The sequence below is a fragment of the Mesorhizobium sp. P2_C7 genome (assembly GCF_056404515.1).
In genome coordinates this window covers 265,595-284,341 of record NZ_JBFUDW010000009.1, presented here as the reverse complement: position 1 = coordinate 284,341, position 18,747 = coordinate 265,595, and the positions used below count along the sequence as shown (strand labels likewise).

Sequence of the window (18,747 nt, the reverse complement as noted above, 5' to 3'; positions counted from 1 at the left end):
ACATATTTTGTACATCTATATTGACGACAAGCGGCCTTCAAACGTAGCGTCGGGCGGCTGAGGCGGAACGCCCGCGCGCAAACTCAATCTCATGGGAGGACTGCACCGATGAAATTTCGAGCACGATCGGCCGCCATTGGCCTGGCCTGCATTGCCTATGCCGCGCTTGTCGGATCTCTGCTGCCAGCCGCGGCGGAGACCACAAAGGAACGCGTCTTGAAGGAAGGACGCATCGTCATCGGCATCCACAACCGCGCACCATGGGGCTACAAGAAGGAGGGAACCGGCGAGTTGCTCGGCTGGCATCCGGATCTGCTGCGAGCTGCCTTCGCCGATCTCGGCGTCAAGCAGGTCGACTTCGAGGTCACCGAGTTCGGCGCCCTGATCCCCGGCCTGATGGCCGGGCGTTTCGATGCCGTCGCGTCCGGCCTGTCGATAACGCCCGAGCGATGCCAGCAGGTCGCCTTCGGCGCTCCCGACCTGAGGTCGGACGACGCGGCGATCGTGCTTGCCGGCAACCCCAAGGCGATTCACAGCTACGTCGACCTAGCCAAGAAATCCGACGCAATCATGGGCGGCGGCCGCGGCAGCAACGTCATCAAGAATGCCATCACCGAGGGCGTTCCAGAAGACCGCATCCTGCAGTTCCCCGACATCGAGACCAACATCGCTGCCCTGCGCGCCGGCCGCATCGACGCCGCGGTGTTCTCCTCCCCGACAGTGATCGGGCTGCTGGCCGGCAACAGGAGCCCCGATCTGGAGCGCGCCAGCCCGTTCACGACGGACGCGAAGTCGATCAGCTACATCGCGATCGCGTTCAGGAAGGACGATGGCGATCTGCGCGACCTCTACAATCAGGGTCTGGCGAAGGTCATGTCGAACGGTAAGATCGCCACCATCATGGCGAAGTACGGGTTTGGCCCTACGGAAAACGTGCCGCCAGGATTGACGACGTCGCAATTGTGCGGAGCCGCCAACTGAGCGCCATCAGCAACAGAACCGAGCTGGCATCAACAGCGCGGGCGGCGCCGAGCCAGCGCGGGCGGCGCTTCTGCCGACATGCCTTTCCTGGTCATTCTGCGTCCCTGGGTGGCATAACGTCTTCGGGGATTTCCTGCCGCAGGCTTGGCCCCTGGCGAGGCGTCTGCCAAGCGCGGCGACGAATGCCTCGTAGCGTTCGTTCGCCGTCGCGCGCGCCGCCTGCGCCATCGGTTTGGGCAAGCGAGAGTCGTCGCCAACCAGGATAAAAACGGACAAGGTTTTCAGCGAGATGCCGGCATCGCGCTGCAGGCGCGCGATCACGACATCTACGCGGCCACAAACTCCTATGTGCTGCCGCTCTCGCAGAGCTTCGCCGCCGAGGTCACGTCGAAGGGCGTTTATGTGCAGGCCGTGGTGGCCCGCGGCCACGCATGGAAATCTACGAACGCGCTGACGGGGGCAGCAGCAAGGTTCCCGACGTCGCGGCATGGGATGACTTCGAACAGGCACGTGGCTCCCTGGCTCAAGGCTTCAGCAACTCACAACCGGCCGCACGATATCGAGCCTGAAGCGTCTGGCCTCGTTATCTTATAGCAGGGTGCCGACAACTAACCCTCGGGTCAGTACGGCTGCGCGCAATGCGTTCAATTGGGCCATTGTTAAATCAGCGCTCACTCCGGATTGGGACACGCGCTTTCTCAGCAGCGGCCTGCCTGACGGCATCCAGCACGTGCATTCCCGCTACCGCATCTTTGATTGGCCAAGGCTGCTTAATCTCACCCCTTATGGCGCGCGCGAACTCACGGACCTCTTCTTCATACTGATTTGCCGGCGCAAAGCGGATGACTTCGGCATCCTGGTCATAGATGTCGTCACGCTTGCGCAGCTTGATGATCGTCTCTTGTCTTGCCGAGGGCCAGACGGCGACCGGGATTTCCATCCAGCCGTCGGTACCAATGACCATGACCCAGTGTGCCCATGCCTGCAGCAGGGCGCCGCTGAACAGAAGATTGCGATTGTCCGGAAATTCGAGCATGCCGGCGACAGCGATATCGACACCATCAGGCGCGAGCATTTCGAATGTCGCCGTCGCAGCGATCGGCTCGGCCTCGAAAAGGAAGCGGGCCGCCGTTATCGGATAGATGCCAACGTCTCCCAAGGCACCACCGCCGAGTTCCGGCTGGAACCTGATGTCCTGCGGATTGTCGTTCATCACACTGTAGGTTGCGTGAATCTGGGTGACGCGTCCGAGCCTGCCACCGCGGATGATCTCACGCGCGGCGAGCCATCGCGGATGATACCGGACCATGAAGGCCTCCGATATCTGCACACCTGTCTGGCGTTGAACCTCGGCCAAGCGCAGGGCGTCCGCCGCGTCCAAGGCAAGTGGTTTCTCGCACAAGACGTGCTTGCCAGCCCTCGCGGCGGCAATTGCATCGTCGACGTGCCGATTGTTCGGCGTCGGGATATAGAGGGCATCAACCTCGTCGTCGTCCAGCAAGTCGGAGAGAGACGCATAGTGCTTCGAAATATCGAATTCCGTGGCGACGCGGGCCGCACGAGAAGCGTCGCGTGAGCAGATGGCGACCACCTCACACTCCGGCACAGCTTTCATTGCCGGGATGACCCAGTCGCGGGCGATCTTCGCCGTCGACACAATCCCGAAACGGACCGGCTTCATCGTCTTGCTCTCCGTTGCATCTGAGGGAATCAGGCGTTCGGACGCAGGCGAACGAATGTGGACTTCGCCTGCATGAATTCCAGCAACCCGTCAGGACCGTTTTCCCTGCCGAGCCCGCTGGACTTGCTGCCGCCGAATGGCAGCTGGGGGACGGTCTCAAGATAGGTGTTGACGTAAACGAACCCACTTTCAAGGGCGCTGGAGACCGCCATTGCGGTGTCGAGGTTGGAGGTCCAGACGCCGTTGGCCAAGCCGTAATGTGTCAGGTTGGCCAGCGCGATTGCCTCGGAAACATCCTTGAAAGTGGTAACCCCAAGCACGGGTCCGAATATCTCTTCCTTGAAGATCGTCATGTGCGGCTTGACGTCGCTGAAAATGGTCGGCTCGACGAAGCAGCCATTCCGCAATCCGACACTCGTCGGCGCGCCGCCGCCGGTCACGAGCGTTGCGCCTTCCTGCCGCGCCTTTTCGATATAGTCGAGGACTTTCCGCTGATGCTGCTGGTGAATCAAGGGGCCGAGATCGGCATCGACATCGTCAGGCGTTCCGAGCTTCAGCATACCAGCCTTTTCTGCCAGCCTGGCGACAAATTCCGAAGCAATGGTGTCCTGGACCAACAGCCTTCCACCGGCGCAACACTCCTCGCCCTGATTGATTGTGAAGGCTGCAAGCGCGCCGGCAACCGCCGCGTCGAGCTGCGCGTCAGCGAAGACGATGTTGGCGCCCTTGCCGCCGAGTTCAAGCGCCACCTTCTTCAGCGACTGGCCGGCGAGGCTGGCGATCTTGCGCCCGACGGCGGTGGACCCCGTAAAGGAGATCATGTCGATGTCCGGGTGCACGCACATGCTGTGGCCGACCACCTCGCCGGTGCCAGGCAGAACCGCAAGGACCCCGTCGGGAACCCCGGCGTGTTTGGCCAGTCGCGCATATTCGAGTGCTGTACCCGCCGTGAGCTCCGACGGCTTGATCACGACGCAACATCCCGCAACAAGGGCATAGGGCAACTTTTGGAACAGCGTCACCGTGGGAAAATTCCAAGGAAGAATCATGCCGATGACGGGCAGTGGCTCATAGGTCACCAGGCCCAACTTCTCGGCGCCCTCGTGATTGATGACGCGGCCGGGAATGCTCCAGGCGAGCGATGCGGCATAACGCAGCAACTCCACCGACCACTCGATCTCGCCCCTGGCGGCTGCGATCGTTTTTCCGGCTTCATCGGCCTCGATACGGCTGAGCGTTGCGAGTTCCCCCACGATGAGGTCGGCCCAACGCAGCAGGATCTTCCCGCGCTCGCTCGCCGCAAGCCCCTTCCAACTCCCCTTCTTGAACGTTTCCTTCGCGAGAATGACGGCACGGTCGAGTTCTATCTTCCCGGCGAGATGAACGCTGGCGACGATTTCGCCTGTGGAGGGCGAGCTTCTGTCGAAGACGGTACTTTCCGCCGGCAATTCGGCAGCGCCATTTATCCAGATGCCGTATTCACGCTTGGTCATTTCAAAATCCCGATGAAGACCGGCAAGGCAGCAGATGCCTCGCGGCTGCTCCTTGCGGCTTCAGGTCAGTCATGCAGCTCTTTGGAGATCGGCGCACCGACCACGAAGTCGGCGAAAGCCACCTCGAACCCCGCACGTTGGGGAGAGCAGCACATCATGCCGACATCCACCCGGTCAGAGGGTGGAAAATAGCCGAGCCTTACCGGTTGCCAGCTGTTGTCGCCGGTGTCCAGATACTGAACGCGAACCGCCTCGCGATGCCGGGTAAGGCGGATCCTGATGCCCGCCGGATCCGTCGGAATGGGAACCAGGGACCAGTCGGAAACATCGTTCGTGATAACCACGGAAAAGTACATTCGCCCGTCGGTAAACTCTACTCCGGCTTTCACCCAATGGGTTTCGCTGAGCCGCATCATCAGGCCCGCCTGATCGTAGAGGGCTTCATAGTTGCCCTTGATCGTCACCTCGGCGGTAAAATCCCCGACGACGTTGCGATAGAAAAAATGGCCATTGTCACGCCAGAAACCGTAAAATGTCTCYCGCCAGAAGTCGGTTTCGTGGCCTGTCACGACACGAAGGACGCCGCCGTCGCTTGTGTATTGCGGTGGCTCGTTGAGCCATTTCAGCTGTTCTTCCGCCATCTCCGCCTTCCCGTTCGGTTGCGTCCGTGGTGTTGAGACATTCGAGCGCCTTGGGCCAAGGCTGCCTGTCGATCAATTGAACCAGGTGTCGGATAGACGGTAGCCTTCCGGAAACGGATCCTCGGGATCAACGCCGTAATGGCTCACACCCGTCAGCCAGGCGCGACCGGAGACCTGCGGAATGACGGCGGGCACGTCGCCTGCCTTGGCTTCGGCGATGATCTCGCAGTCGAAAACCGTATCGAGAATGGAGAGGTGTCTGAACTTCTCACCGACCGCGAGCTCACCACGCGCATGAAGAAGCGCCATGCGCGCAGACGTGCCTGTCCCGCATGGGCAGCGATCGAGCCGGCCGGGCGACACGACCACCGCGTTCTTGGATGTCTTGACGCCGCCGATGACCTCCACGGGGCCAGCGAACTCGGTTTGATTGATCGTATGGATGAGCGGATTCTCGGGATGAATGGAAGGCAGCTGGACGGCCGCCGCCGCCTTGATCCGCTCGCCGATTTCGACAAGCTGTCTGGCCTCGCCACGCTCAAGCGTCAGGTCCAGATCCGTAGAGTTCACGATACAGTAGATCATGCCGCCATAGGCGACATCGACCCGCAGCGAACCGAGCCCGGGAACGTCGATCATGCTGTCACGATGCATGACGAAGGAGGGGATGTTGCGAAAGGTAATGCTTCGACACTTGCCCGCCCGGCACTCGGCGATCACGTCCACCAATCCTGCGGGCGTGTCGACCCGGACGATCGTCTGGGGCTCCTTCATGGGAATCATGCCCGCCTCAAGCGCGACGGTCACCGTGCAGATCAGGTTCGAGCCCGACATCGGCACGAAGTAATCGGACTCCATGACGATCATGCCGATATCGGCATCGGGATGGAGCGGCGGCGTGATCAGGTTGACGGCGGCATTCACGCTGCCTCTCGGATCAAACAGAAGCATGTTCCTGAGCCATGAGCTGTCGCGCTCCAGGTTCTCCATTCTTTCGAACATCGTCGCCCCGCGCGGGGGGAGGACGCCGCCAGTGATGACCCGGCCGACCTCGCCTTCGGCGTGTGCACCAACGACAGTTATAACGCGGTCCAACTGCATGCTCGGCTCCAGTGGCTTCTATATCCAATATCCAATATTTATTGAGAGCAAGCAATAGCCATTGGCGGCTTCGCGCAAAAATTAGAAGTCAACGATCAGGTGTTTTCGAAATCCGGCCATGCCTGCAGGCCAGCCATCACGTCGTCGCGAGCGTTCTCGATGTGCTTCCTGAGAAGCTTCTGCGCCAAGGTCTGGTTGCCCTCGGCGAACGCGACCGCCAACGCCTTATGATCTTCCAGGGCTTTGGTCTGTGCGGATCGGGCATCAATCTGAAGACGGAGATACCGATCAGCGGAATTGTAGAGTGACGACAAGAGAGCCAGAGACCGCGGCCGCCTTGCGGGACGGGACATCGCCTTGTGGAACGCCCAGTTCAGCTCGCTGAGCCTCGCCGGCGATTCCTTCGCCTTCACACCCTTGGTGTAGTCATCCAGGGCGTGCCGCACATGCTCGATGTCAATCTCGGTTGCTCGCTCGATCGCCTTCTTCAAGATAAATGGCTCAAGCGCAAGACGTGCTTCGAAGATGTCGATAGCGTCATCCACGGTCAGTGAAGCGACAACCGCTCCCTTATGGGTGTGGATGACGACGAGTCCCTCGGCTTCGAGCTGAAGAAGGGCTTCACGAATCGGGATACGGCTGACTCCGGCCTCCTCGGCGATCGCTTCCTGCTTGATCTGCTGACCGCCTTTGTAGAATCCGGATATGATCCTGTCGCGGATCAGGTCGACGACCGACGACGTGACGGTTCGACGCTTGATGGCGACTGAGGGGTTCATTTTGACCTACCAACGAATCGAGGCACATTGAATATAGGATATAGAATTGTGCGCTGGTTTGGTATCCTCGCGTACAGCGCGAATGGATGTCACGACGAGACGTGGGAAAGGGGCAGAACGGTCGCACTGTCTTTGCGCCACGAGACATGGACCTTGTCGCCCGCCACCGGAAGGGCAGCACCTGGCATATTCTGGACCTGGACGCGGAACTTTTGGCCGCCCAGGCTGACCAGATGGAAGAAAGAGCGACTGCCTGAAAAAATCACGCCGGCAATTTCGGCATCCACCGCATAGTCAAGCTGCGCATTGGATTGCCGGAAGGACATCGCTTCCGGCCGAACGGACATCACCGCGGCATCATTCCCGGACAGCGAGGCATCGATCGAAACCACGTCGAACGGCCCGTCCTGGGTCTCCAGCGTAAGCTGCCCTATGCCAGATGCAGTCAGTTTTCCCTCGAACAGATTTGTCTCGCCAAGAAATTTTGCCGCAAACAGAGATCTTGGGCGAAAATACATGTCCTGCGGCCTGTCGACCTGAACGATCTGGCCGTGGTCGATCAGCACGACCCGGTCGGAGAGGATCATCGCCTCATCCTGATCGTGCGTTACATAAACGAAGGTCGCTCCCGTCTCCAATTGGATCCGTTTCATCTCTCCCAGCATATGCTGGCGAATCTTCAGGTCGAGCGCCGCCAGGGGCTCGTCGAGCAATAGAACCCTGGGGCCGTTTACCAACGCCCGGGCCAGCGCGACCCGCTGGCACTGGCCACCGCTGAGTTCGCCGATGAAACGATGCGAGAGGCTCTCCATTTGCACGGTCCTGAGCATCGCCTGGACCCGTCTGCGGCGCTCGTCCTTCTCAACACCTTTGACCTTTAGGCCGTATGCGACATTGTCGAAGACGTCGAGATGAGGGAACAGGGCGTAGCGCTGGAAGACCATGTTCACTGGCCGCTTTTCCGGCGGCAGCGAAGCCACGTCCTTGCCGTCGATCTTCAGGGTCCCGGACGTGAGCGTCTCGAAGCCGGCGATGATGCGCATCAAGGTGGTTTTGCCGCAGCCGCTCGGGCCGAGGAGCGTCACGATCTCCCCCTCGTTGATCGCGAGATTGATGTTGGTCAGGGCTTGAAAGAGGCCGAACTGTTTTTGACCGTTGGATAGCTCGATCAACGGTGCTTCTGCTGACATTCCATTGTTCATTTGTAGCCTCAGGAGGACGTGCGTTCTGACAGGGCGGATGCTCGTTTGAACCGTCCGACGACGAAGCCGATCGCCATGACGGCGATCGAGAACAAAAGGGCGAGTGTCGAGACCGAGTTGATCAATGGCGTGACCGTGCGGCGCATCATCGACCAGATGTACATGGGCAAGGTGGTTTCGGTGCCGGCAACAAATGACGTGACAACGAACTCGTCGAACGACAAGGCAAAGCTCAGGATCGCGCAGGAGATCAAGGTCGGCGCGATCAGCGGCAGCGTTATCCTTTTGAATGTCCCCATCTGCGAGGCGCCAAGATCGCGAGATGCCTCTTCCAGGGTTCGATCGAAAAGCGCAAGCCGGGCCCGCATCGCGATCATGAGCATCGGCAACGACAGTACGACGTGAGAAACCACGATCGTGACCGTCGAAAGCCGGACGCCCAGTTGTGCGGCCAAGACCAGCAATGAGACACCAAGGAAGAGTCCAGGCAGGGCGATTGGCGTGATGCACAGGATTTCGAGAACGCTTCTGCCAAATCTGCCCAGCCGCAGCCAGGCAAGGGATGCGGCCGTGCCAAGGACAAGGGTGACGATCGCTGTCGCCGTGGCGATCATCAGACTTTTGACAAGCGCCTGGCCTAGCTGCGGATCCTCGAAGATCACCACATACCAGCGCAGGCTGTAACCGTTGATGGGAAAGGAAAACGACTGGTCGGCATTGAAACTGAACAAGATGATCACGACGAGCGGAATCAGGAGATATGCTAGGGTCGCGTAGACGACGGCCTTCAGTAACATCACGCAACCTCCCTGGCGGGTTTCGTCTTGCGCCTGGCCGGAATGAGCCCTGTGAGGCGGCCCAGAGCGAGCACGAGCGCATAGATGACCAGCGAGACAAGAAACATGAGAAAGGCCTGGGCGGCGCCGAGCGGCCAATTGCCGGTCTTGCGGAACTGGTCCGCGATGAGCAGGCCCGTCGTTTGACCCGAGGACCCGCCGACCATCTGCGGCGTGACGTAATCACCCGCCACCAGGATGAAGGTCAGCATGAAAGCGCCGATAAGGCCCTGCGCGGCGTTGGGGGCAACAACCCGGAAGAAAGCCCCCAGGGCGGATGTGCCGAGATCCCGCGACGCCTCGATAAGCTCCGCTTTGATCTCGCTCATCGCCGAGACGACCATCAGGATCGCGAATGGCAGGTAGATGTGGGTCAGCGTGATCGCGACTGCGAATGGGCTGAACAGAAATGCCTGGACGGGCGTATCGACGATGCCGAGCTGGAGCAAAACCGCGTTGAGCAGGCCGTTAGTCCCAAGCAAGGTGCGCCAGGCGTAGATTCTGACGAGGTAGCTTGAGAACCAGGTGACGAGAATGAGATAGAAGGTGACCTTCGATTTGGCGACATAGGTCAGGTAATATCCAACAGGAATGGATAGGCAGAGCGTTACGGATGCGGTGATGAGGCCTATTACAACCGCGTTGTAGGTCACACGCAGAAAGAGCGGCGATCGTATCGCCGAGATGTAATTGGTCAGCGCAAAATCTGGAACAATGCGGAAGCCGGAGGATATCCAGAAACTGTAGGAGAACAGCAATATGGCAGGCATCACGAAGAACAAAAGCATATAGATTGCCGCCGGCGCGGCCAGGATGCCTCCGGTTCTTTGTGATGGGGTCATCGCAACTCCTTTGACAAAGAAGTGTCGGAGCCGGCCTCATCGACCGGCTCGAACCATTGGCTATGAGCGATTACAAGCCTGCCTTGAATTCCTGCCAGGCCTGGACCCAGTCCGCATAGGTCGCGTGCTCGCCATCGTCGTCGACCGGCGGGATGCCCGGCAAGCCGGAGGCGAATATCTCATCGATTTTCGAATAGTCGATCCTCTTGCGCGCCTCGGCGTCCATAAGTTCGACAGCCTTCTTCGAGACCGGCGCCTGCACGACAGCCGTCGCAACTTTGGCCTGTATCTGGGGATCGAGGGACTGGTTGATAAAGGCGTGCGCGGTGTCGATGTTGTCGGCCGATATGGGAATGAACCAGGCGTCGACCCACAGAACCGGCCCCTCTTCGGGAATTGCCATTTCGAGCGGCACGCCCTGCGCGTGCACCTGCGTGATGATCGACGGATCCGCCATAAGAACCGCCACGACTTCCTTCGATGCTACAAAATTGGCGACATCGCCCTGATTGATTGAGATCAGGCGAGCCTGGTCCCGGTACAGAACGAAATTCTCGAACGCCTTGCCGAGCTCCTCGCGTGTGAGAAGCGGATATTTGTCTCCCAAGCCGACCAACCGGGCGATCAACGGCCAGTTGCCCGTCGTGTCGTCCATGATCGCGATCTTACCCTTCAGGCTCGGATCCAGCAAATCCTTGTAGGAGTTGGGTTTCTTCATCATGTCGGAATTATAGAGCAGGGTGTTGAAGCCCCACATATAGGGCGACCCCCAATGCTTGCCGTCCGAGAACCAAGTCGGCTTGTCGAAGAACACGTCAAAGAGATTGTCCGCGTTGTAATTCGGGACTTTCGACATATCGAGCGGCGAGACGATCTTCATGTCCTTGATGTAAAGCTTGCTATAGGCCTGATTGTATTCGGCAAGATCGATGGGGGGAGGATTGCCGGCGACAAATTTGGCCTGGACATCATCCTGAGAGGCGATCGAGGAGGTTTCGACGGTGATGCCGGTCGCCGACCGCCACTCCCGCAGCTCATTCGTCATGTCGTAGCCTTCCCACGCCATGATCTGCAATGAGCCACCAACCGCCGCACGGGCGGGTGTCACGAACAGTCGACCCGTCGACACTGCAAGGCCGACGCCTGCCAGGCTGAGCAGCGCGTTGCGACGGGTGAGCTGGATTGGTTCGGGCATAGACGAATTCGGTTCTTTCACCATGGTATTTCCCCTTTCGTGTTGGTTTACTCACTTTTTATAATGGATATTGGATATAATTGATTCACCGTCAAACCATTTGTGATGCGATCGTCCTTGTACCCTTTGTCGCGATTTGGCTTGGTTCCGGTCAGGCAGTTGACTTGCGGCTGATCGCCCCCGGTGGATTCAGCCCGGGGCGCTTTTCGTCGGCGTAGTGAGCGATTTGCGGTGGCAGCGCCTGGCGACCTCGCACGCGATCGACCATCTTCTCGGCGACCATCATCGTCGGGCAGTGGAGATTGCCGTTGGGAATGCGCGGCATGACTGAAGCATCGATCACTCGAAGCCGTTCAACACCATGGACCCGGCCTTCGTCATCAACGACAGCCATGTCGTCATTGCCCATCCGGCAACTCGAACACGGATGGTACTGGGTTCCCATATTTTCCTTGAGCCAGGAGAAAACCTCTTCGTCCGATTTCTTGCGCAAGCCGGGGACAATGGCTTCGCCGCGGATGCTATCCCAACCCTTTTGTTGGATGATCTCGTCGGTATGACGAACGCCGTCGATCAGATTTCGCCGGTCTTGCTGCTGCTGGAGATAGTTCAGTACGATTGACGGGTGAAGTCTCGGGTCACCCGATTTTAGCGTCACTGCCCCCCGACTTTCCGGCCGCCCAAGGCAGACCTGATACTGGAAGCCTTCCTCGATGTTGACCTTTCCATGCATCAGCTCGCCGAGCATCGGCAGGAACTCGTGCTGGATGTTGGCATACTCGACGGCATCGCTGCTTTTGAAAAAGGAGCCGACCTCCCAGAGATTGGTTATGCCCAAGCCACGCCTGAAGAACAGCCATTGTGCACCGATGAACGCCATCTTGAGGAGGTTCATATCGACGGCTGGAGACACACCTTTGTGCGAGGCACGATACTTGATGGACACCGCGACATGGTCCTGCAAGCCTTTCCCTACCCCGGGAAGCTCAGCCACGCCCTTGATGCCATACGCGGCAAGTTCCGCCGCAGGACCTATGCCGGACAGGAGGAGCACATGCGGCGAGTTGAAGGCGCCACCGCACAAGATAACCTCGCGCTCGGCTTCGACCGACTGAATCACGCCGCCCTTCTCGAAGGTGACCCCGACAGCCGTCTTTCCGCTGAAATCGACCTTGTGAACCAGGGCATTCAAAACCAGTTCGACATTGCCGCGCCTGAGGGCGGGGCGAAGATAGGCCCGACCGCCACTGGCGCGGATGCCGTTGTCTATGTTGGCCTGATAGGCGTGTACGCCTTCCTGGCGATAGGCGTTGTAATCTTCGCTCAACGGGTGCCCAGCCTGTTGCCCGGCTTCCAGGAACGCCCGGAAGGGTTCGAGCTCGGCCTTCAGGGTCGTGATCCGGATTGGCCCCTGCCCGCCTCGGTATTCGTTACTTCCCTTGTCGTACGATTCCAATTTCTTGAAGTATGGAAGGCAATGGGCATAGGACCAGTTGGACAAACCGTCTTCCGCCCAACGGTCGAAGTCGCGCGGATTTCCCCGGACATAGACCATGCCGTTCAGGGATCCAGAACCGCCAAGCATCTTGCCGCGGAGATGGGTGACCATGCGGCCATCGAGAGACGCCTCGGGCCCTGTTTCGAATTCCCACGTTCGCTTCTTGTCGGTCAGCGGATAGGACATCGCGGCAGGCATGCGAACATAGATCGAATTGTCGTGCGGCCCCGCCTCAAGGACCAGAACGCTGACATTGCGGTCTTCGCCGAGCCGGGCGGCGACAATGGAACCCGCAGCGCCGGAACCCACGACAATGTAGTCATATTTTTTCGAACGCACCTGTCTCACTCCGGATTCAAAACTCGGCAATGAAGAAAGGCGGACAACCTAGTGCCCACAGTCCGCCGCTTCTTCCCAATATGACAGTCTGGATCATGCCGCCTTCGGGAGCGAGTAGCTCTCGAGCTGCTTGATCGCGTCCTTGATGGTGCGCGTCACGAATTCCCGCTCGTCGCCGACGAGCGGCAGGCGCGGTCGACGCACCCACTCGGGCGCGCCATAGACCAAGCTCTCGGAGAGCTTGATGTACTGGACGAGCTTCACGTGAGTATCGAGGTGGAATGCTGGCGTGAGCAATCTGTAAAGCCGCAGCGCCTCTTCCTTGCGGCCCTGGTTGCAGAGGTTGAAGAGCGTTACGCATTCCTTGGGCCAGACATTTGTCATGCCCGACACCCAGCCGACCGAACCGAGCGCGACGCTCTCGACGATCTGATCGTCAACACCGCAGAAAATCTGATACCGATTGCCGAGCGCAATATACATATCGGTCACGCGGCGGACATCACCGGCCTCATCCTTTACGGCAACGATGGTCGGCGAGTCGGCCAGTTCCTTCAAAATCTGGGGCGTGACGTCGACGCCGTAAGCGATCGGATTGTTATAGATCATGATCGGCAGCCCGCTGGCCTTGGCGAGGCTCCTGTACCATTCGGTTGTCTCTCGCGCGTCGGACTTGTATCCGAGAGTAGGGAACGCCATCAAGCCATCCACGCCAAGCTTCTCGAATTCACGAGCCCGCGAATTGGCGTCGGACTGGGTGATCTCGGCCAATCCCGACAGCACTGGAACCCGCCCGGCGGCCGCTTCCTGCGCGCTGCGGATGACGAGTTCCTTCTCGGAAGGAGTGAGGCAGGCATTTTCGCCAAGCATCGGCAAAACGATCACCCCTGACACGCCATTTGTGATCAGCCTGTCAATGGCAGACTGATTAGCCTGCACATTGATCGAGCCATCCTGATTTAGCTTTGTGGTTACGGCGGGAAACACCCCTGTCCACTGATTCATATTTTTCCTCTTGCGTTCGATGGCGCACCTTACACCACCCTTACATCCAATCTATAATATCCAATATTCAAAGTCCAGCCCCGCTTCTGGGTTCGCCAGGCTCGACGAATTCGCAGGTGCCCCCCCGGGAATCCGTCATCCGTCCCTTTGTCGACACCTGTTCACCAACGGCGCGACCGCGCCGGCGACCGAGGTCGAACCGTCTCGGACGCCGTCGGCCGCCGCTTCATACATCAGGGCAATGCGTGTGGATCATCTCGGCCGGCGTGGTCGCCAATGAACTCGCGAGCCGCGCCGTCGTCGCCTTACCGGTCGACACGGAGGAACCAACGATGCGTACCGACACAGCCCCCTCGCCCGCTTCAGGATCCTGCTGCAAACCATTGCGGAGCGGCTTCGAGCAGCCGCATCGGGAATTCGAGCAAGCTACCCAAATCCCCAGTCGCCTAGGTGTGTCGCGTCCCAAGGAGGAGGTGGACGGACAAGTGACTCGAGGCCTAAGCCGCTCGGGCAGACGCTCATGTCGCTTAAGAACCTTGATCCTCGCCGAGCGGCAATGAATCGCGAGTGAGCAAGGAATACATGGTTTTCAGGACGCGTCTCGTCGTAGCGATATCGCCTTCGGGCATATCGGTGAGCATCAACGTCTCCAGTTTCAGCGCCTCGGGTATCAATGCTTCCACCAGCGACACACCGGAAGACCTTAAGGAGATCACTATCTCTCGCTTGCTTCGAGTGGATCGAGCTTTGCGAATGAGTTTGCGATCGTGCATCGCTTCCGTCAGTCGGGAGAGCGTAGATCCTTCGATAGATGTCAGTCCCGAAAGATCGATGAGCTTTTGCTCACCGCGGTCATGCAGAACGACCAGGACCCGCCACATAGGGATCGTCAGATCATACGGCTGCAGCTTGAGCAGGAACCGTTCGTTGATTGCGAAGGCGACCCGGTTGGACAGGTAGGATAGCCGTTCGTCGAGCTCATAAGTACCCTGGCCCATGTGGCGTCCTTTGCTCCCTGCCATACCCCTCGGCGCACTTGCCGCGTGATGACGGAACCTAATCCGGACGCCGCACGAAGGACAACAGCAATGGGCACTGACTGTCCTCCCGGAAATTCGCCTGCACCCAAATCTAACGGTGGATCTGACCCCGCTTTCCATAAGCGTCCGCTCCACAAGGCAGGGCGAACTACGAGCAATTCAGATGCGCTCCTCACGAAGCAAACCGAGCTTTTGATGCACGGGCCGATCCGAAAAGGAAAATACCACGCTGTCTGCGTCCCCGCCCTCGAACCTGTACCTGATCCAGCCGGGGACCGCGAACACGTCGTTGGGTTTCAGCTGCACTGGAGCTTGGCCCTCAATGATGATAGACGGTTCACCTTCCAAGACCACGAATGCGCAGCTGTCCGTGGACCGATAGAAGGCCGACGAGAAGTTCTTCGGCAATAGCCGGATCGTCGTTCCGATCGTCGGAATTGCCCAATCCCCGGTTACCGGATTGACGTAACGCATGCAGATCCCGAAGTGCCTATCGATGCCGGCGGAACCGCGCAGAACTTCCAAAGCCTCGCGCGTTCTTTCATACGGGTAGTTGAATACAGGCGACGTGGAAGACACCGGCGTCAGATCGACAGGCAGCAAACCGCTGCCGTATCGAGCCAGGGAGTCGCCCTCGGGACGCGTCAGCACTTGTGAGCTCTCGCGGTGTTCTTCCCGGAAGCCCGCTTTCAGGAAACTCACAAGCGGTACATCCAGACCGTCGAGCCAGATGACGGGCTCGTCACCGTCGTGACCGTGGTCGTGCCATGTCCAAAAGGGGGTCAGGATCAAATCCCCGCGCCGCATGGTCGTTCTTTCACCATCGACCGCGGTGAACCCCCCGGTGCCCTCGAGCATGAAGCGCAAGGCTGACTGTGTGTGCCGATGCGCCGGCGCCACCTCTTTTGGGAGTATCAGTTGCAAACCTGCGTACAGCGTGTCGGTGATCTGCGACTTTCCCTGCAGTCCCGGGTTTTCCAGCACCAGAACTCGACGCTCGGCCTCCTCGGCGGTGATCGTCTCTCCGGCCTTGATCAGCAGTGGACGTACAGTTTGCCACGCCCAGTGATATGGCACGGAAGCCGGCTTTGGATCTGTGGGAACCAGCCCCTTCAGTCTCTCCCATAAGGGTGCCAGCTGCAGTTTGCTGAGTTCGGAATAGTAGGCAGACCGGTCGGTTGCCGGTGTCAAATCAGGTTTATTGGTCATCTATGAGTCCTCGTTGCCGGGGGCCTTCGGCGCGATTGACAGCCACCTCAAGCCAATATAATGCATATGCAACAATTGCAAATGCAATAATAATGACGCGTCTCCGCAGGTGGGGTTGGTCTGGATGAAAATATGTAGATTCAACTCCAATCGGATTGGTGTTGTGGACAGGGATGAGGTCATCGATGTAACGGACGCTTACGATCGCAGCCCTCCCTGGCCCGTCCCTGCGGGTGACTGGATCGCAAACCAGCTGACGGACACAGCAAGACTGCGCGATGCGCTGTCGAAGAGTTCCACGCGCCACGCGCTGCGCGACACAAGGCTGGACGCGCCGGTCGCAAACCCCGGGAAGATCATCGGGGCGCCGATTAATTACAAAGCCCACATCGAAGAGGCGAACGCAGACAGCCAGATCAATAACGGAACGACTTATACCAATCTTGACGAGTTCGGGCTGTTCCTCAAAGCGGGCAGTTCCCTGATCGGGCCCTCGGACAGATTCACGCCGAGATTCGCCGACCGGCGCACCGACCATGAAGTAGAGCTGGCCGTCGTTATCGGGAAGGAAGCGCGGGCCATCCGGAAGGAAGATGCCTTAAGCCATGTCCTCGGCTTCACCGTGGGATTGGATATGACCATCCGTGGCAAGGAATTCCCGACGTTTCGGAAGTCGCCTGACACTCACTGCGTGCTTGGCCCGTGGCTGGTGACGCCCGATGAAATTCCGTCTGCCGACGCACTCGACCTGCGACTGTCCGTCAACGGGATCGAGAGACAGAGGTCCAACACCAGGTTTCTAATCTACGGCGTTGCACGTCTGATCGAATACGCGTCGAGCTTCTACACCCTCCATCCTGGCGACGTGATCATGACGGGCACTCCCGAAGGGGTCGGGCCGGTGTTTCCCGGTGACAGGATCGACGCGCACATAGCTTCGATAGGCGATCTTTCGATCGAAGTGGGGATGCCGCGCTGAAGCAAGCCGCTGTGACTCTTCAATAAAACCCTCATTGGCCTCCCTGCGAGGCGATAACCCACCGGAGTAGATAATGGCAAAAGTTCTCGTTCTATATCACTCGGCCTATGGCCACATCGAAACCATGGCCAAAGCCGTTGCCGAAGGCGCTCGCGACGCTGGCGCGGAAGTGACGGTCAAGCGCGTTCCGGAACTGGTGCCGGATGAAGTGGCGCGGGCGTCCTTTTTCAAGATGGATCAGGAAGCCCCCATCGCGGATCCCAACGAACTGGATCAGTATGACGCCATCATCGTCGGCGCCGGCACTCGTTTCGGAACCGTGGCTTCGCAGATGCGCAATTTCTGGGACCAGACCGGCGGTCTTTGGGCATCGGGTAAGCTTTTAGGCAAGGTCGGGTCGGTCTTCACCGCAACTGCCACGCAGCATGGCGGCCAGGAGTCCACGCTGCTGGGCTTCATCCCTACTCTGCTTCACCACGGCATGGTGGTGGTGGGGCTACCTTACGCCTTCGAAGGACAGCTCGGTTTGGGTGAAATCCTTGGCGGCTCGCCCTACGGCGCATCGACGATCACTGGCACGGACGGCTCGCGTCAGCCCTCCGCGATCGAACTAGGCGGAGCCCGCTACCAGGGAAGCCATGTCGCAAACATTGCAGCCAGCTTAAACCATCAAGCGGGAGCGGCCATGAAGAGGGCAGTCTGAAGCAGATGTGCCTCTCTTTGGTTGGGACGCCCGCCGAACCGCGACAATTGATGTCACCACTGCTCGTCCGAACTGTCGCCTTCCCGCAGCTGCTCGGGCTAGCGGGAGGTACTGCTCATTTCGTGAACGCGCACGAACTGGGCGAGCGGCTGGTTGCGGCGATCCTCGTGGATGCGGTCTACATTCTCCTTTGAAGACCCTCCGCCGGCACCGCTCGCCCCGCGGCTGACGCGTTTCCAGCCGCCACTGATCGCCGGGGGCTGCCAACCGCCACCGTCTGGATCGGCAGCAACGAACCGTTCGCCGTTGCGGGAGATGAACCTCACCTAGCGAAGAACCATCCTGTTCCGGCTCTCAAGTGCCTGCTCTATAAGGTCAGGTCCCGGTAAAGTCCGGCGGGCGCTTCTCCGTAAACGCGAGCATGCCCTCCTTGGAGTCGTCCGTCATGGTCAGACGGGCGATAGCGCTTTGCTCGAACGCAAGGCCGTTTTCGGCCGTGGCGCCGACTGCAGTTCGGATGCAGGCCTTCGTTGCACGCACTGCGGCAGGGGCACGCTGCGCGATCGTCGCCGCGATTTGCACGGCGCGAGGAACGGTGTCGGCCACCGTGCACACTTCCACCGCAAATCCGAATTGAAGGGCCCGCTCGGCATTGATGGGCTCACCCGTCAGGAGCATGTAGGACGCCAGATTGGGCGACAGCTTGCGCGGAAGTCGCTGAGTTCCTCCGTCGCCTGCCATGCCGCCGATCTTGATCTCGGGTTGCCCGAATTCGGCGTTGTCGCCGGCGACGATGAAATCGCACACCATTGCAAGCTCGCATCCGGCACCGAACGCAATACCGTTCACCGCCGCGATAAGAGGCTTGCCGAAGAACTCGATCGCCCGCCAGGCGGCTACCCTGGCCGGACTGTTCGCCACCGCCATAGGTCCGAACGCCACCATTTCCTTGATATCCGCGCCGGCCGCGAAGCTTGAATCCGAACCGGTGATGACGACACAACGGACGGAGCTGTCGGTTTCCAATTGTGTAAGCAGGCGACCCAACTCAACGATCATGGAACTGTGCAGCGCATTCTTTTTTTCGGGCCTGTCGAACCTTATCAAGGCGACGTGCTCGGCTGGGCGCTCCAATATCACCTTGTCAGAATGATTGTCCGCTAAAGTCATGAATTCTCCAGTTCTTCCGAGCACGATTGTTTAGGGCGTTCATGAATTCCGGT

General features: G+C 59.3%; 18 protein-coding genes. 4 read left to right on the top strand and 14 right to left on the bottom strand.

What is annotated here, in order from left to right; all coding sequences use genetic code 11:
* The first annotated feature begins 108 nt into the window (after nt 1–108).
* Nucleotides 109–981, top strand: coding sequence for an ectoine/hydroxyectoine ABC transporter substrate-binding protein EhuB (ehuB, locus tag AC1D2G_RS20660; RefSeq protein WP_477416270.1), 873 nt, complete (start codon nt 109–111; stop codon nt 979–981).
* A gap of 144 nt (nt 982–1,125) precedes the next feature.
* The gene (locus AC1D2G_RS20655) at nt 1,126–1,575 is read left to right on the top strand and encodes a hypothetical protein (RefSeq protein ID WP_477416268.1); all 450 of its coding nucleotides are present in this window, start codon (nt 1,126–1,128) and stop codon (nt 1,573–1,575) included.
* Nucleotides 1,576–1,645: 70 nt separating this feature from the next.
* On the opposite strand, the gene AC1D2G_RS20650 is transcribed toward AC1D2G_RS20655, so the two are convergent.
* From AC1D2G_RS20650 to gtdA, 13 genes are all read right to left on the bottom strand, one after another.
* On the bottom strand, nt 1,646–2,662 hold the full coding sequence (locus AC1D2G_RS20650; protein ID WP_477416266.1) for a Gfo/Idh/MocA family protein: 1,017 nt from the start codon (nt 2,660–2,662) through the stop codon (nt 1,646–1,648).
* A 29-nt stretch (nt 2,663–2,691) separates the two neighbouring features.
* Nucleotides 2,692–4,155 (bottom strand): aldehyde dehydrogenase family protein, encoded by a 1,464-nt coding sequence (locus tag AC1D2G_RS20645; RefSeq protein ID WP_477416264.1) that lies wholly within the window; start codon nt 4,153–4,155, stop codon nt 2,692–2,694.
* A gap of 65 nt (nt 4,156–4,220) precedes the next feature.
* Nucleotides 4,221–4,796 (bottom strand): DUF1349 domain-containing protein, encoded by a 576-nt coding sequence (locus tag AC1D2G_RS20640; RefSeq protein WP_477416262.1) that lies wholly within the window; start codon nt 4,794–4,796, stop codon nt 4,221–4,223.
* Between the two features lie 72 nt (nt 4,797–4,868).
* Complete coding sequence (locus AC1D2G_RS20635) at nt 4,869–5,897, bottom strand: proline racemase family protein (RefSeq protein ID WP_477416260.1); 1,029 nt, start codon at nt 5,895–5,897, stop codon at nt 4,869–4,871.
* A 95-nt stretch (nt 5,898–5,992) separates the two neighbouring features.
* Nucleotides 5,993–6,676, bottom strand: a complete 684-nt coding sequence (locus AC1D2G_RS20630; protein ID WP_477416258.1) for a GntR family transcriptional regulator — start codon at nt 6,674–6,676, stop codon at nt 5,993–5,995.
* Between the two features lie 89 nt (nt 6,677–6,765).
* Entirely contained in the window at nt 6,766–7,878 is a 1,113-nt protein-coding gene (locus AC1D2G_RS20625) for an ABC transporter ATP-binding protein (protein ID WP_477416256.1), read from the bottom strand.
* Nucleotides 7,879–7,886: 8 nt separating this feature from the next.
* A complete protein-coding gene (locus AC1D2G_RS20620; RefSeq protein ID WP_477416254.1) occupies nt 7,887–8,675 on the bottom strand; it encodes an ABC transporter permease in 789 nt (262 codons plus the stop codon).
* Nucleotides 8,675–9,556, bottom strand: a complete 882-nt coding sequence (locus AC1D2G_RS20615; RefSeq protein ID WP_477416252.1) for an ABC transporter permease — start codon at nt 9,554–9,556, stop codon at nt 8,675–8,677. The genes AC1D2G_RS20620 and AC1D2G_RS20615 overlap by 1 nt, the downstream gene beginning before the upstream one ends.
* A gap of 70 nt (nt 9,557–9,626) precedes the next feature.
* Nucleotides 9,627–10,751, bottom strand: a complete 1,125-nt coding sequence (locus AC1D2G_RS20610) for an ABC transporter substrate-binding protein (RefSeq protein WP_477416250.1) — start codon at nt 10,749–10,751, stop codon at nt 9,627–9,629.
* Between the two features lie 151 nt (nt 10,752–10,902).
* On the bottom strand, nt 10,903–12,588 hold the full coding sequence (locus tag AC1D2G_RS20605) for a choline dehydrogenase (protein WP_477416248.1): 1,686 nt from the start codon (nt 12,586–12,588) through the stop codon (nt 10,903–10,905).
* 93 nt (nt 12,589–12,681) lie between these two features.
* Entirely contained in the window at nt 12,682–13,593 is a 912-nt protein-coding gene (locus AC1D2G_RS20600; RefSeq protein WP_224620486.1) for a dihydrodipicolinate synthase family protein, read from the bottom strand.
* 527 nt (nt 13,594–14,120) lie between these two features.
* Nucleotides 14,121–14,591 (bottom strand): MarR family winged helix-turn-helix transcriptional regulator, encoded by a 471-nt coding sequence (locus AC1D2G_RS20595; protein WP_224620487.1) that lies wholly within the window; start codon nt 14,589–14,591, stop codon nt 14,121–14,123.
* Nucleotides 14,592–14,792: 201 nt separating this feature from the next.
* Nucleotides 14,793–15,842 (bottom strand): gentisate 1,2-dioxygenase, encoded by a 1,050-nt coding sequence (gtdA, locus tag AC1D2G_RS20590; RefSeq protein WP_477416246.1) that lies wholly within the window; start codon nt 15,840–15,842, stop codon nt 14,793–14,795.
* Between the two features lie 163 nt (nt 15,843–16,005).
* Between gtdA and AC1D2G_RS20585 the strand changes: the two genes are divergently transcribed.
* The gene (locus AC1D2G_RS20585) at nt 16,006–16,821 is read left to right on the top strand and encodes a fumarylacetoacetate hydrolase family protein (RefSeq protein ID WP_477416244.1); all 816 of its coding nucleotides are present in this window, start codon (nt 16,006–16,008) and stop codon (nt 16,819–16,821) included.
* Nucleotides 16,822–16,894: 73 nt separating this feature from the next.
* A complete protein-coding gene (gene wrbA / locus AC1D2G_RS20580; protein ID WP_284276506.1) occupies nt 16,895–17,524 on the top strand; it encodes an NAD(P)H:quinone oxidoreductase in 630 nt (209 codons plus the stop codon).
* A gap of 375 nt (nt 17,525–17,899) precedes the next feature.
* Here wrbA and AC1D2G_RS20575 read toward each other — a convergent pair whose 3' ends face one another.
* Entirely contained in the window at nt 17,900–18,694 is a 795-nt protein-coding gene (locus AC1D2G_RS20575) for an enoyl-CoA hydratase/isomerase family protein (RefSeq protein WP_477416242.1), read from the bottom strand.
* Between the last annotated feature and the right edge of the window lie 53 nt (nt 18,695–18,747).

Excerpts from the sequence above, each read along its gene's own strand:
- AC1D2G_RS20635 (WP_477416260.1), bottom strand. The coding sequence starts at position 5,897 with ATGCAGTTGGACCGCGTTATAACTGTCGTTGGTGCACACGCCGAAGGC.
- gtdA (WP_477416246.1), bottom strand. The coding sequence starts at position 15,842 with ATGACCAATAAACCTGATTTGACACCGGCAACCGACCGGTCTGCCTAC.
- AC1D2G_RS20575 (WP_477416242.1), bottom strand. The coding sequence starts at position 18,694 with ATGACTTTAGCGGACAATCATTCTGACAAGGTGATATTGGAGCGCCCA.
- AC1D2G_RS20600 (WP_224620486.1), bottom strand. The coding sequence starts at position 13,593 with ATGAATCAGTGGACAGGGGTGTTTCCCGCCGTAACCACAAAGCTAAAT.
- AC1D2G_RS20625 (WP_477416256.1), bottom strand. The coding sequence starts at position 7,878 with ATGAACAATGGAATGTCAGCAGAAGCACCGTTGATCGAGCTATCCAAC.
- AC1D2G_RS20620 (WP_477416254.1), bottom strand. The coding sequence starts at position 8,675 with ATGTTACTGAAGGCCGTCGTCTACGCGACCCTAGCATATCTCCTGATT.
- wrbA (WP_284276506.1), top strand. The coding sequence starts at position 16,895 with ATGGCAAAAGTTCTCGTTCTATATCACTCGGCCTATGGCCACATCGAA.
- AC1D2G_RS20630 (WP_477416258.1), bottom strand. The coding sequence starts at position 6,676 with ATGAACCCCTCAGTCGCCATCAAGCGTCGAACCGTCACGTCGTCGGTC.
- AC1D2G_RS20645 (WP_477416264.1), bottom strand. The coding sequence starts at position 4,155 with ATGACCAAGCGTGAATACGGCATCTGGATAAATGGCGCTGCCGAATTG.
- ehuB (WP_477416270.1), top strand. The coding sequence starts at position 109 with ATGAAATTTCGAGCACGATCGGCCGCCATTGGCCTGGCCTGCATTGCC.
- AC1D2G_RS20595 (WP_224620487.1), bottom strand. The coding sequence starts at position 14,591 with ATGGGCCAGGGTACTTATGAGCTCGACGAACGGCTATCCTACCTGTCC.
- AC1D2G_RS20650 (WP_477416266.1), bottom strand. The coding sequence starts at position 2,662 with ATGAAGCCGGTCCGTTTCGGGATTGTGTCGACGGCGAAGATCGCCCGC.
- AC1D2G_RS20610 (WP_477416250.1), bottom strand. The coding sequence starts at position 10,751 with ATGCCCGAACCAATCCAGCTCACCCGTCGCAACGCGCTGCTCAGCCTG.
- AC1D2G_RS20615 (WP_477416252.1), bottom strand. The coding sequence starts at position 9,556 with ATGACCCCATCACAAAGAACCGGAGGCATCCTGGCCGCGCCGGCGGCA.